Here is a 13402-nt window from a genome sequence, read left to right on the forward strand (position 1 = left end):
TTTAAAGGGTTGATTCTTCTTAAATCGTTTACGTCTACCCACAGCAATTCACTCTTAACTTCCGTTGATTGCTACACCCTACTCAAATCTAAATTTTTTGCAACAGTGCCCAAGCATCAACCTTCAAGAGCAAACCATGACAACTAATGCCTTAATCCCAAGTTAAATTCATGGCATACTAGCAAACAATCTTTGATAAATTATATGAATATACTGAGGTGATATAAATTAGGCCATGAAGAGAAAAACGAATGTTGGCACCGTGCGCATTATCAGTGGGAAATATCGCGGTCGTAAAATTACCTTTCCAGCACTTGCCGGAGTGCGTCCAAGTCCGGACCGCATTCGCGAAACGCTCTTCAATTGGCTGATGGATGATATTTACCAACAACGCTGCTTAGATGTCTTTGCCGGTTCTGGAATTTTAGGCTTAGAAGCGTTATCGCGAGGAGCTGCTCACCTTACCGCTTGGGAGCAACAAAAAGACCTGGCCAACCACCTGCAGCAGCAACTTGATGCACTCAACTTTAATGATAACGCGAAGGTTCAATGTGCAGATAGTTTAACCCTTTTAAATCAAACCTGCCCTATCCCTTATAATCTTGTTTTTCTAGACCCACCTTTTTATCAAAACCTCATTCCAATCTGCCTAGAAAGGCTGATATGCAATCATTGGTTACAATCAGAGTCTTATCTATATATAGAGACTGAAGCAAGCTATGTACTGGACTTAAAGCCAAACTTAGATAATAGCTTAACACTGTTGCGCAGTAAAAAAAGTGGTGATGTTGCATATCACCTGCTAAGCTATCAGCCCACTGTATAAGGTGATGCAGATAGTGCAGCGCGACTTGCTTTACAGCAAAGCCAGGCTAACAATAGTGGTATTTTTACTCAGCTTAATTTTACAATAACAATAATTGAAGCAACTACGAATACAGGACAAACAGCTATGCCGGTGAGCTTATTTGATTTATTTTCCATAGGGATAGGGCCATCGAGTTCCCATACCGTTGGACCAATGCGCGCAGCCCACGCTTTTCTAGAAACCCTAAGCGCTGAGCAATTTAACAATATCGCCAGCCTCGAAGCCCATTTATATGGCTCACTCGCCTTAACAGGCAAAGGCCATGCCACCGATAAAGCCACCCTGATGGGGTTAGAAGGCCATCTACCTGAGTCTATCGACCCAGCAATCGTTGAACCTCGCCTCTATGAAATTATTACGCAAAAGACCTTAAATTTAGCTGGGAAAAAAGAAATTTCTTTTGATATCAATGAGCAACTTGTTTTTCACTGTGATGAATTCCTGCCCGAGCATGCCAACGGTATGCGCTTTGATGCCTTTGATGCCCAAGGCAATAAATTAATTGAAAAAACCTACTTTTCAACCGGCGGTGGTTTTATTGCCGATTTAAACAGTTTTCACCAAGAAAACAGTCAATCAAGCAATCAAAATCAGCAAGGCCCTCAACTGCCCTATTTATTTAACTCGGCCGAGCAATTACTCGCCTTGTGCAAACAGCATAATAAAACCATTGCAGAGCTGATGTGGGACAATGAACGTGCTTGGCGTAGCGATGAGCAAATAAAATCCGGCATCCTCGAGCTATGGCAAGTTATGGATGCATCGATAGAGGCTGGCACAAGAACCACAGGCCTTCTTCCTGGTGGGCTGGATGTAAAACGCCGCGCTCCCGAACTCTATAGAAAACTCAAAGAACAACAAGAAAATGGCCGTGGCTATGATGCCATGAGCTGGCTGGCCCAATATTCTATTGCTGTTAATGAAGAAAATGCCGCTGCCGGTCGCGTCGTCACAGCACCAACCAATGGGGCAGCAGGTACTATCCCAGCGACAATAAAATACTATCTTAACTTCGAGCAAGATGCCTCTGAACAAGGCTTGATCAACTTTATGTTAACCGCTGCCGCCATTGGCATTTTATACAAAAAAGGTGCCTCAATTTCAGCCGCTGAAGTCGGTTGCCAAGGCGAGGTTGGTGTCGCTTGCTCAATGGCTGCCGCAGGCTTCGCTGCTGCACTGGGAGCGACTGTTGAGCAAATTGAAAATGCCGCCGAAATTGGCATGGAGCATCATTTAGGCCTTACCTGCGACCCAATAGAGGGCCTGGTACAAATCCCCTGTATCGAACGTAATGTCATGGGGGCAACCCAAGCGATTGCCGCCGCACGCCTAGCGATGCTCGGCGATGGCGAGCATAAGGTCTCACTTGATAAAGTCATCAAGACCATGCTGCAAACCGGTAAAGATATGATGTCCACCTACAAAGAAACCTCTCAGGGGGGACTTGCCGTTAATTTACCGGAATGCTAGCCCTTCCAAGTAACACACACTAAACTAAAAATAATATAAAAAATAACATGCAGAAAAATTGCAGATCCACTGAAATTCGCTTACCCTTAGGTCAGTGAATTTCAGTTCAAATACAGGCACAGGTACGGGTAAAACAGCAATGAAAACAAAAGTAAATAATAAAATACAACGCAACTATGTCAGCGATATTAGTAAATTATTAAATACCCTGTCACAAAATCACCCTAAAACAGAATCACAACGCCAAGAAATCGACAAAGCCACGCGCATTACAGCAAAGATGACAAAATAATTACTCAATACCCGCCTTAACAAGCCATCCACAACATGGGCCTGTGCTTATTAAGGCCTTACCTTTAATATTAATAAAATCATTATCATTACATTAGCCTAGTGCAGGTTCGTTGTAACAACCCTCAGCACAATCAAGGCCAGCAAGAAAGTTGTTGGTCGATTCTTTAGTATCACCAATCCCAGTCAAGCGACGAAACCAAGGAAAACTCGGCTGATAAGTAAGAGCAACAGCCTTTATCTTTTTTATTGCTTCAAATTTTGCCTCTACAGTGAAATCAGGATTAGGGTCTTTAATAATTTCACAAACCTGAAGTGCTCTTTTTGATACAGAAAAAAACTGACCTTCCACTTCAAGCTTATAGCGAGAACCACCATACCCAAATTTAAACTCACCACTTTTTGCCTGATTTTCAATTGATAAACGTATATCCTGCAGTATTTGTTCCTTACAAGCACTTAGGCACTCAACTAACTCAGCTTTTAAACTCTCATGGCCGTCTCTGTGAAAATAAGCTTTCTGACTGCCTTTTCCCCAAAACGCTTCTTTTTGTTGTAAACCAACTAAAAAAGTGTAACTATCTCTTCCCGATCCAAGCCCATCAACTTGACCTAAGAGCTCCTTAATAACTGCAACTCGACTTCGAGAGTCAATTTGCTCCACATCCTCAGCAGAATCAATACTAGGACTCGGATCAGGCACCGGCTCCGGCTTTACATTCTTCTTGGCCAAAAACTTAGACCCGAGCGCCTTAGCCTTAGCAGCAAACTTATTCGCTATACTAGTAGCATTATCAACAACTTGATTAACATTGCGCTCGACCCCATCTCGACTCACAAACTTACTTTTTTCATGCCTTTTGATATTTAATAACAACTCTTTTATGTTATTTTTTAAATCTTGTAATGCCATACTCATTTCCACCATCAATCAGAGATACACCCATTAAGAACAATTTACATAAAAAACAATAATTTGTATATATTTTACATAAATTTAATGTAAATTTACATTATAGCTAAAACTCTAATCTAACAACTGTACAGTTTAAAGTCATAATTTCCCCTGATTCTCCTTGGCCCATTAAAACTTATTTGTAATCTCGCTTGGTCAATTAAGATGAGAAAAAATCATCGCTTAACTTAAATTTAAAGCCAATAGGCGACTGTCGTTCCCTGGTGAGGATATTAAGTTTTCAATACGGGCTGTATCAATTTAAAATATAAATAATTCAAATAGATAATTATAAAACCCGCTTCTTGCGACTATTTTTCATTATTACATTTAATATAGTTATTAAGGCTTAGTAAAATTTGACAAATTATCCGAGTAGAGTGATAATTTTCCAATTTTGCGTTATGATAAGAAGACTTGGCATTTCCTTAGAGAAGTCAGCAGCGCCACGAGGATTTAACTCTTTGTTAAGACTAACCGTTTTATTTTTGATCATTGCTTTATCCGCGCCTGGTTTTGCCGCAGATTTTATCACGGCCAACCATGAATTTCAGGCAGGCCAATTCAAACAAGCATTTGAAGATAGTATTCCCTTTGCACAAGCTGGTAACCTACAGGCATGTCTTGAAGTCGGATTTATGTATGAATTTGGCAAAGGTGCCAAACAAGATGCAAAAGCAGCAGCACAGTGGTATCTGTCTGCGGTACGCCCTAACGCATTTAACGCTCGCGCCTTAGAGCGCGGCTGGGCCTATTACAAAGGAACTGGCGTCACTCAAAGTGATACAAAAGCTGCCGAGTGGTTTCGTATGGCAGCAGAACTTAGCCAAGGTCGCTATTAGGAGATTTCATTCATGCTCAACTCAGCTCTAAAAAAAATACTCCCTTTTGTCAGTGCGGGTGTACTTATCGCCTTCTTTTTTGTAAGCATTGTATTTTTTGCCTATGTTTTATTTTGGGGCTTGATCATCGCCTGTGCACTCTTTGTTGCCGCGTGGATAAAAAAACGTTTTTTCCCCCAAAAGTCAGCCCATACTCCCAAGCAGAGAATCAAAGGGCAAGTCTATGAACATGAGGATTTCAAGTCATAATGTCTTCAAATAACAACAATCCATTTGAAAAAATTAATGCCCATCTAACCGAAGTAAGAAAGTCTCTCGCGGCGGTAAATGCAAAAGTACTGGATGAGCACAGCCTGCAAACCCATCACAATAAGTTTATGAAGTATTATGACGAGGGCCTAGCCCTGTTAGATACTATCGCTATAAAATCAAAAAAACCAGGGCCTAAAAACTAGGCTCTGCCTACTTCTCACTCAGCTTTAATTTAGACTTAGCGGATTTTTTGTGCATCTATCTTTAAATTTTTTTATTCAATCCAGCTCAGAAGATTTAAAATGATTTCATTTAAAATGATCTAGCAAATATAAATAAAAGTTAAAATTCAAGAAAGTAAAAAGTAACAAGAGCAGTAATTCACATGACTCAATCGCCAATCCAGCCTCATATTCAAACAGTAAAAATACAACGCAAGATCAAGAGCTTTGTTCGCCGTGAAGGCCGCTTAACCAAAGGCCAAGAGCAAGCATTAGCAAAACACTGGCCACACTATGGCAAAACCATCGCCGAAGGTCACTTTAATGCGCTTCAAGAGTTTACAAATCACCAGCCAATCACCTTAGAAATTGGCTATGGCATGGGAAATTCCCTAGTGACCATGGCAAAGACCATGCCTGAGCATAACTTTATTGGTATAGAAGTTCACCGTCCCGGTGTCGGTTCGTTGTTATTACAGATGGAACAAGAAAATATCACGAATATTCGCAGCTATATGGACGATGCCGTTGAAGTTCTCAAACAATGCATTCCAGATTATAGCTTAAGCCAAGTGCAGATTTTCTTTCCAGACCCTTGGCATAAAAAACGTCACCATAAGCGCCGCTTAATTCAACCAACATTCATTGATTTACTCTCCAAAAAATTAACGATGGGAGGAGTGATTCACTTAGCCACTGACTGGGAAAACTATGCTGAACATATGATGCAGGTGCTATCAGCACATAGTCACTTTGAAAATACCGCGGGCATTGATCAGTACACCCCACGGCCAAATTATAGGCCATTGACCAAATTCGAACAACGCGGCCAACGTTTAGGTCATGGCACCTGGGACTTACTATTTAAAAAAATCAAAAAGTAAGCGAAACTAGATAATAAAATATAAAATTAACGCAAGAGACCAAGAAAAAATATAATATTCAAGGTGGAATAAGCGCATGACACTTTCAATGATTTTTGTCCTGACTGTCCTCGTTTGCACCATTATTTTATTTATCACCGAGTGGCTCAGAACCGATGTCACAGCCCTCCTAGTTTTAACCATACTCGGCCTATCTGGCATATTAAGCCCGCAACAAGCTTTTGCCGGCTTTTCCAGCAGCGCCATTATCTCCATCATTGCGGTCATGATTATTGGCGCTGGAATCGACCGTGTTGGCCTATCCAATTACCTGGCACAACTGATTTTAAAATTAGGGGGGCGCAGTGAATCCCGTCTCATTGCCGCCCACGCATTTAGTGCTGGACTACTTGCAAGCTTTCTGCGTAATGTCGGTGCAGTTGCCCTCTTGATGCCAGTGATCAGTCGTATTTCTATGCGCACACAAACTTCAAAATCCAGACTGCTGATGCCTGTGGCCTTTTGTGCCATTATTGGCGGCACAGTCACCATGGTCGGTTCCGGGCCACTCATTATTCTCAACGAATTCATGGCCTCAGCTGGACACGGCGAGCAATACCACCTCTTCTCTGTTGCCCCTGTTGGTCTTACTCTACTGATTGCAGCGGTTTTATTTTTTGCTCTTTTCGCGCGCCACTGGCTCCCTGTTACGAAAGAAAAACGTTTTGGTGTGCGTAAAACTTACTTTCGCAACACCTACGGTATCGGTGGGCAGTTTTTTGAACTCACCATTACCCCCAACAGCCCACTCATTGGTATGTCTTTAAAAGAGCTAGAAACTAAAATTCATAATAATATTGCCATCATTGGCCTTTATAATGAAAAAGAAATCACCTCCCCGCCTTTGCGCAAAAGTATTTTAAAAGCCCACTTTAAACTCGCTTGCCTCGCTGATGAAAAGCGCATTAGCGATTTTGCCAAAGAGTTTAATCTTGCAATCGAGCCGCGCTTAAAGAAATTTGCTGAGGTACTAAGCCCCGCACGAACAGGCCTCAGTGAAGTTGTTATTCCACCCAGTTCCGACCTTATTGGCCAACAAGTCAAAAAATTAAAAATGCGCCGTACGCATGGCTTACAACTACTTGCGGTACTACGTGGTAAAACCTCACGCTTAGGCGATGAAATGAAGGCAATGACTTTACGCGCTGGCGATACCTTAGGGGTATTTTCACCCTGGCAAGATTTAAGCCGACTTGAAAAAAATGAAAGCTACCTCGTCATCACCAGTGACTACCCAAAAGAACACCAACACCTAGAAAAACGCTGGTATGCACTGGCCATTGCACTATTTACTCTCGTCCTGGTTATCTTACCTGCAGTACCAGAACCTTTAAGCCTGATGACCGGCGCAGTGCTTATGATTGTCACCGGTTGTATTCCGATAGAAAGCGCTTATCAGTCGATCAGCTGGCGTACAGTTTTCTTACTTGCCGGGCTTATCCCCTTGGGCACGGCCTTGCAGATAACAGGAACAGCACAGTGGCTAACCCAAGGCATCATTGACCTATTGCATGGCTGGTCAACCTTAGAAATCGCGTTTTTAATCGGTATTATTACGACCTTTGCCACCCTGGTAATGACCAATGTTGGAGCAACACTCTTACTCGTTCCCATCGTCATTCACCTAGCTACAGAAACTGGCGCTGACCCGCGCTTATTCGCCTTAATTGTTGCTGTTTGTGCATCCAATTCATTCTTATTACCCTCCCACCAGGTCAACACCTTGATCACTGGCCCTGGAGGCTACCGCATCAGTGATTTTATTAAAATTGGCAGTGTCATGACGGTTATTTTTTTAATCATTGCAATTCCTGTGCTTTATTGGACAACTTAATAGACCATAACAACACCAACTAAAAATAACCTAAACTATCAACTACACTCCAAATAAGCCACGCCGCTTTCATTTTTAGTTATGGAGTAATGATTATTATGGCAACAAGAAAAGCACTGTCACTGGCCATCTCCGCCGCAATTGCTGCAAGCTTAACCAGCACAATTACCAGTACCCATGCTGCCAAGTCTGAAAAATGCTATGGCGTTGCCAAAGCAGGGAAAAATGACTGCGCAACCCCTCACCATGCCTGCGCAGGTCAAGCCAAAGCCAGTGGTGATAAAAAAGAATGGATTATGATGCCTAAAGGACTGTGTGATAAAATCGTCGCCGGTCAAAGTAAATCAAGCTAGCTCTGATTTTGTAAATCGGCAATCGGCATGAACAATACAGTAAATAATGCTCGGCCCATTAGCCTCTCATCCGCTTGTACTCACTTAATGCTATACTCACCTCTTGATTTGTAATTGACATAAAAATTAGGAGGTAAGTCATAGATATGAAGACTATCATCGATAGCCATATTCATTTTTGGGATTTAAAAAACAATATTAACCAATGGGTATATAACGAAAAAAAAGAATTACAGCAAGATTTTCTCCCAACAGCATTACCATGCAAGCAATTCGTTCATATCGAAGCCCATGATTCAGCAATTAATATCATTAAAGAAGTAGAGTGGTTAGAAAATCAATTAAGCCAATACCATATGCGCTATATTGGTTGTGGAGATTTTTACGTTGATAGTAATCATTTTTTATTACAGCTTAATCAGCTCAAAAAATATTCAAAAGTTGTCGGCATTCGGCAAATTATGTCTTACCACACGGAGTCTACCTACTCACCCTGCCAATATCATCACCTCCCTAAAAACTTGACCCAAAAACTCACTTTATTAAAAGGTCATCACTATATTTTTGAATGTCAAATGTACGCGAGCCAACTACTTAATATACTAGACAATATCAGCGACTCTCAAGTCACCACTGTCATCGAGCATATGGCCTTGCCACTCACGCAATCTAGCCAAGAAATGCAAGCCTGGCATGACTTAATCAAAGAAATCACTCAATATAATAATATTATTTTAAAACTCTCAGGATTTTATATGATAAATAGCCAAGAAAAAGCACTAGATAGCTGCTTAGACGCTATTTTATCTAATATACCAAGCCAAAGATTATGCTATGGCTCTAATTTTCCTGTCGACAATCACCATCACTATACACTATGGCAAGAAACATTAATGAATAAACTACCTCAAATAACACATGAAGATATTTTTTATAATACAGCAAACAAAGTATATTTTAGGCCTTAATCTGTATAATGCTATTATTTTGGCACTGTTGCAAAAAATTTAGATTTGAGTAGGGTGTAGCAATCAACGGAAGTTNNNCAATTACGTTATGTTTAAAAAAACAGAATATACTGTGCCCAAAATCAGCTCATTGATAAATATGGATTAGCTGCTTAATACTAAGCAGAGAGCACAAGAAAATAACCTTTCTGAAGATCTATATAAGCACACGTAACTTTGCTTATCTTACGGCCTTAATCGATGTCTACAGTCGTTATATTTTAGGCTGGGCGCTTTCCAATACCATGGAGGCGAGCTTCTGTTTAGAAGCTCTTAACCAGGCGTTGGAACAAGGCCAACCTGAGATTATAAATTCAGATCAGGGGCGGCAGTTTACCGGCAATGGCTGGATCAGTGCGTTGAAGATGAATAATAAATTTATATGACCGAATAGGGCTAGTATTAGACCCAGTTATATTCCATCGTAAATAGTGCAGTAATGCCGTCGGCTGGGTAGTAAGTTAAGCTTGCTGGAGAGATCCCTGGTATTGTGGGAGAATATAGGGCATAACGAGTGTAGTGCTTATTGAGTAAGTTTTTAATGCTAAGATTCATGGCGAGCTTGTGCCAGGTTTTTCTAAAATTGATATCAGTAGTAAAGTAGCCTGCCATTTTAGGCGCTTGGTTAGCTAAATCATTGACAGCATAAAAACTACTATAATGATTTTCTATAATATTAAAACTCCAGTTTTTTGGCCATTGGTAGGTCAAGCCTAAGCTGGTACTGACCGGTGAGACTGCAGGGATTTGTTTACCTGAATAGTTACCTGAGCTAAAGCGTGCACGCACTAAGCTTGCTTGAGTATTTAAGGTGAGACGATCATTAATTGGCAGTTGATTATACAGGTCTAAGCCGATGCGTCGAGTGGGTGGTAAATTTGATATAGAGCCAAATGGACCCGCATTGGGGTCGTAAGTGAGCTCATTATTTAGATCCAGGCGATAGAGCCCTAATTCAAACTTATGCGCACCATGATGCCATTTGAGCCCAGTTTCATAGGAGATGCCTGTTTGCATTTGCACTGGGTTAATCTCTGTTGTTGTTGGTGCCCATAGCCTATCTTTGCCGTTAACAAAGCGATAATTAGTATCACGACGCAAATAAAACTCAAGCTCACTCGTTTGCTGCCAAACGAGGCCTTGTTCATTGGCGAAAAAATGATTATGTGTAGAACTGTTTTCAACCGTTGTGTTGGCATTCATCCATTGATTAGCATAGCGTGCACCTAGAATAAGATCTAACTTATTAATAATAGGTAATTTAGCCCGGCTATAAATGTCAGCAACTTTGTCGTTTGCTTGTGCATTTTGTATATTGTTTGAGAGCGTATGGGCACTGTTTTTTTGCAGATCAATACCTGTGCTAAAAAAGTTTAAATAAGAGATATTATTTTGTAATAGAAGACTGCTTTGATTGGTTTCTGTGGGTGCTGTACCTCTAAACATGCCAGTAATTTTATTGTATAACAGCATTGCTTGGCTATTCCATTGCCAAGCGGGGTTAATCATCAATTGGTTGGTTGCATATAATACATGGCCTTGTGTGGTGCTGTTGGGCATGACAGGAGCAACAGGGGTATTGCTGCCCCAAGTCAGTGCATCTTGGTTTTCGATATAATTACGGTAAGACAGCCAGTTCAAACTAGCACTATCGTTATCACTGATATAATCAACTTTTGCGTTAATATTATAATTTTTTTGAGTTTTGTCTTGGTCATGGCTAATATTTGCAAAAGCACCGCCTAAACTGACGCCAAGATCAGAAGGGTAACGCTCACTGTAGAAAAAGTTGGTTTGGCTTTGATCACGGTTACCTAGGCTTAATCCCGTATATAGTTCACGTTTGCCTGGAATGTGTGTCGTTAAATTAACGGCACCGCCTACCGCTTGGCTGCCGTATAAGCTGCCATAACTGCCAGGAATAAGGTTAATAGTGTTAATATTTTGAATCATAATTGTATTTAGGTTCGGGCCTATATTGGTGAAGCTGCTGAAAGGTAGGCCATCGACATGTAGCAGTGAGTTGCTATGCGCATTATCACCAAAGCCGTGAATGGCAATGGCGGTTTGGTCCTGCTGCCCTGAGCTGGTTTTTATTTGCACTAGGCTTTGTTGCTTTAAAAAGCCAATGACTGAAGATGCACCTTGTTCTTGAATGTTTTTTTGGCTAAAAGTAACATTTGTGCCAGTATTGTCAGTGCTTTTCTTGGCTGCGTGAGTGCTACTGATATTTAAAGTTGGTAAAACTAGGGTTTGGCTGTAATTATCGGTTATAAAGCATAAGTTAGGTATGATCAATGTAGAGAGTATTCTGATTTTGGTTTTTATTGATCTTTTTGATCTTTTTTGTTTGGCTATATTAAGTTGAATAGGCTTTAACATTGACATTTTTCCGCGTTGATAGTTAAATCAGTGGCAGGCAATATATCACTCAGGTCAGGAGAAAGTAAATGTCCCTATCTAGAAAAAAGTTAATTGAAAGCTTATTTATTACACCTAATAATAAGAAGCTTGCTCCTACCAAGTTTGTTGAGGTAAATAAGCCGTCTAATGTTAATAAAGAGGTAGCTGCGTGTATGGCGAATTGCAGTGGCAATTGTCAGAGCTAAATTGTGTCATTAGATTATATCAATAAGTTAGATTTAGATTATATTTGCCGTGCGATGTGCTCAGAGCTTTATCCATTGCCGCAATGGCAGTGGCAGAGTGTTAAAATTTGTGAAAAACTCTATAAGCGGTTTTTATACTTATTAGTAAAGTATCGTGGTAAAAAGTCTCTCGTGCCGACCAAAGAAATCGATGAGTTTTGGCATAATCATATTTTGTATACCAAGCGTTATATGGCAGATTGCCAGGCATTAGTTGGCGGCTATATTCACCATCATCCTGCTGACCCAGAACATGATGATTTGGATGCGTTGGCAAACGCCTTTGAAGTAACACAAGAACTGTACTTAAAAGAGTTTGGCGAGCCATTGCAAGTATTGTTACGAGATGGTCTTGAAGAGGTCGCCTGACCGGTTAGATGGCAGCGAATTTAAATTAACATCGGCGCCTGCGCTAGAAGTTGATGGTTTAACTAAAATTTATGATAAAAAATACATTGCTCTAAATCAGGTGAGTTTCGTTATCGAGCAAGGTGGATTTTATGCTTTACTCGGTCCTAATGGTGCGGGCAAATCAACGTTAATTAATATTATCACCGGCTTGATTAGTAAAAGCGCGGGATCTGTGCGTCTTTTTGGTTATGAGCTGTCCCCTGGCGGTAACCCTCAGGTGAAAGAGCTCATTGGTTTGGTGTCACAAGAGTTTAATTTTAATCCGTTTGAAACAGTTGAACATATTCTCTACACACAAGCAGGTTATTACGGTTTATCAAGAAAGAAAGTTCAAGATAAAATTGAGTATTATCTAAAGAAGTTAGGTTTATGGGAGAAGCGTCAGCAGCGTGCGCGGTATTTATCCGGTGGAATGAAGCGGCGCTTGATGATTGCGCGGGCATTATTACATGTGCCTCAATTGTTAATTTTGGATGAACCAACCGCAGGTGTTGATGTTGAGCTGCGGCGATTGATGTGGGATTTTCTTCGGGAGCTTAATGCACAGGGTATGACGATTATCCTAACCTCACATTATTTTGAGGAAGTAGAACGTTTGTGCCGCAATATTATTATTCTTAATAAAGGTAAATTAATAGAAAATAAGCCGATTAATGAGTTGTTAGATGTATCTTCTACCAAGGTAGCAAAAAATAATTTTATCCTGGAGCTAAAAGAGCCATTGATACTGATGGCGGATCAAATAGAGCTTAAGCCATTTGAGTTGATTAATATCGATGATCGACACTGGTGGGTTTCTTTATATCCACACCAAGGGCAAACAATGAGTCAATTACTTGGTTTGTTAGCTGAGCAAGGCGTAGCCGTGGTTAATGTTACCAATGAGTCTCGCCAGACTAATATGCTTGAAACTATTTTTATTAGTTTGACTCAAAAAGAGAATAAAAATAATGAGGTTGGCTAGAAAATCCAAATCACTTATTGCGGCGAAGACGGTCATAGGTCAAGAAATTAGAAAGATTAAGCAAGTGTGGATACAGGCATTATGTCCTACGATAATTAGCACAGTGCTTTACTTTATTGTCTTTGGGCAGCTCATCGGCGCGCATACAAAAATGATTCATCACTTAACTTATTTAGAGTTTATTACCCCAGGGCTTATGATGATGGCAATGATTATTGCAGCATATGATGCCAGCGTGTCGACGATTTTTTTAAGCCGTTATAATAAATCAATTGAAGAAATTTTAGTGTCATCAATGTCTGTTAGAAATATGGTACTTTCACAGATGATCGCCGGTATGCTAAGGTAACCCTCCCTTAAAAT

General features: G+C 40.6%; 16 protein-coding genes. 14 read left to right on the plus strand and 2 right to left on the minus strand.

The window, feature by feature from the left end:
- Window positions 1-235: 235 nt before the first annotated feature.
- From rsmD to C200_RS08375, 3 genes are all read left to right on the plus strand, one after another.
- Complete coding sequence (rsmD, locus tag C200_RS08365) at window positions 236-826, plus strand: 16S rRNA (guanine(966)-N(2))-methyltransferase RsmD (RefSeq protein WP_016210945.1); 591 nt, start codon at window positions 236-238, stop codon at window positions 824-826.
- Window positions 827-952: 126 nt separating this feature from the next.
- Window positions 953-2338, plus strand: a complete 1386-nt coding sequence (locus C200_RS08370) for an L-serine ammonia-lyase (protein WP_016210946.1) — start codon at window positions 953-955, stop codon at window positions 2336-2338.
- Window positions 2339-2477: 139 nt separating this feature from the next.
- Entirely contained in the window at window positions 2478-2630 is a 153-nt protein-coding gene (locus C200_RS08375) for a CBU_0585 family protein (RefSeq protein ID WP_230384594.1), read from the plus strand.
- Between the two features lie 93 nt (window positions 2631-2723).
- On the opposite strand, the gene C200_RS08380 is transcribed toward C200_RS08375, so the two are convergent.
- Window positions 2724-3542 carry a hypothetical protein gene (locus tag C200_RS08380; protein WP_032126573.1) on the minus strand — a complete coding sequence of 273 codons (819 nt, stop codon included), beginning with the start codon at window positions 3540-3542 and terminating at the stop codon, window positions 2724-2726.
- Window positions 3543-4048: 506 nt separating this feature from the next.
- On the opposite strand from C200_RS08380, the gene C200_RS08385 reads away from it, so the two are divergent.
- The 8 genes from C200_RS08385 (at window position 4049) to C200_RS14975 (ending at window position 9402) form a co-directional block, all read left to right on the plus strand.
- Window positions 4049-4426: an SEL1-like repeat protein gene (locus C200_RS08385; protein ID WP_032126574.1), complete on the plus strand. Its 378-nt coding sequence runs from the start codon at window positions 4049-4051 to the stop codon at window positions 4424-4426.
- 12 nt (window positions 4427-4438) lie between these two features.
- Window positions 4439-4675, plus strand: a complete 237-nt coding sequence (locus tag C200_RS08390; protein WP_016210948.1) for a hypothetical protein — start codon at window positions 4439-4441, stop codon at window positions 4673-4675.
- A complete protein-coding gene (locus C200_RS08395; protein ID WP_016210951.1) occupies window positions 4675-4881 on the plus strand; it encodes a hypothetical protein in 207 nt (68 codons plus the stop codon). Before C200_RS08390 ends, C200_RS08395 begins: the two co-directional genes overlap by 1 nt.
- A 182-nt stretch (window positions 4882-5063) precedes the next feature.
- Window positions 5064-5783 carry a tRNA (guanosine(46)-N7)-methyltransferase TrmB gene (gene trmB / locus C200_RS08400; RefSeq protein WP_016210956.1) on the plus strand — a complete coding sequence of 240 codons (720 nt, stop codon included), beginning with the start codon at window positions 5064-5066 and terminating at the stop codon, window positions 5781-5783.
- A 76-nt stretch (window positions 5784-5859) separates the two neighbouring features.
- The gene (locus C200_RS08405; RefSeq protein ID WP_032126575.1) at window positions 5860-7656 is read left to right on the plus strand and encodes an SLC13 family permease; all 1797 of its coding nucleotides are present in this window, start codon (window positions 5860-5862) and stop codon (window positions 7654-7656) included.
- Window positions 7657-7754: 98 nt separating this feature from the next.
- Entirely contained in the window at window positions 7755-8009 is a 255-nt protein-coding gene (locus C200_RS08410; protein ID WP_016210955.1) for a BufA1 family periplasmic bufferin-type metallophore, read from the plus strand.
- Window positions 8010-8155: 146 nt separating this feature from the next.
- A complete protein-coding gene (locus C200_RS08415) occupies window positions 8156-8977 on the plus strand; it encodes an amidohydrolase family protein (RefSeq protein WP_016210957.1) in 822 nt (273 codons plus the stop codon).
- 200 nt (window positions 8978-9177) lie between these two features.
- Window positions 9178-9402, plus strand: coding sequence for a DDE-type integrase/transposase/recombinase (locus C200_RS14975; RefSeq protein ID WP_282916175.1), 225 nt, complete (start codon window positions 9178-9180; stop codon window positions 9400-9402).
- A gap of 16 nt (window positions 9403-9418) precedes the next feature.
- Here C200_RS14975 and C200_RS08425 read toward each other — a convergent pair whose 3' ends face one another.
- Window positions 9419-11398, minus strand: coding sequence for a TonB-dependent receptor (locus tag C200_RS08425; RefSeq protein ID WP_016211742.1), 1980 nt, complete (start codon window positions 11396-11398; stop codon window positions 9419-9421).
- 230 nt (window positions 11399-11628) lie between these two features.
- Here C200_RS08425 and C200_RS08430 point away from each other — a divergent pair, with 230 nt between their 5' ends.
- From C200_RS08430 to C200_RS08440, 3 genes are read left to right on the plus strand one after another with little or no spacing between them, the layout of a single operon-like run.
- Window positions 11629-12033: a glycine-rich domain-containing protein gene (locus C200_RS08430; protein WP_016211744.1), complete on the plus strand. Its 405-nt coding sequence runs from the start codon at window positions 11629-11631 to the stop codon at window positions 12031-12033.
- Window positions 12011-13039, plus strand: coding sequence for an ABC transporter ATP-binding protein (locus C200_RS08435; protein WP_129556577.1), 1029 nt, complete (start codon window positions 12011-12013; stop codon window positions 13037-13039). Before C200_RS08430 ends, C200_RS08435 begins: the two co-directional genes overlap by 23 nt.
- The gene (locus C200_RS08440) at window positions 13026-13388 is read left to right on the plus strand and encodes an ABC-2 transporter permease (protein WP_016211743.1); all 363 of its coding nucleotides are present in this window, start codon (window positions 13026-13028) and stop codon (window positions 13386-13388) included. The genes C200_RS08435 and C200_RS08440 overlap by 14 nt, the downstream gene beginning before the upstream one ends.
- The last annotated feature ends 14 nt before the right edge of the window (window positions 13389-13402 follow it).

Origin of the sequence: Piscirickettsia salmonis LF-89 = ATCC VR-1361 (assembly GCF_000297215.2) — a bacterium.
Taxonomy (GTDB): domain Bacteria; phylum Pseudomonadota; class Gammaproteobacteria; order Piscirickettsiales; family Piscirickettsiaceae; genus Piscirickettsia; species Piscirickettsia salmonis.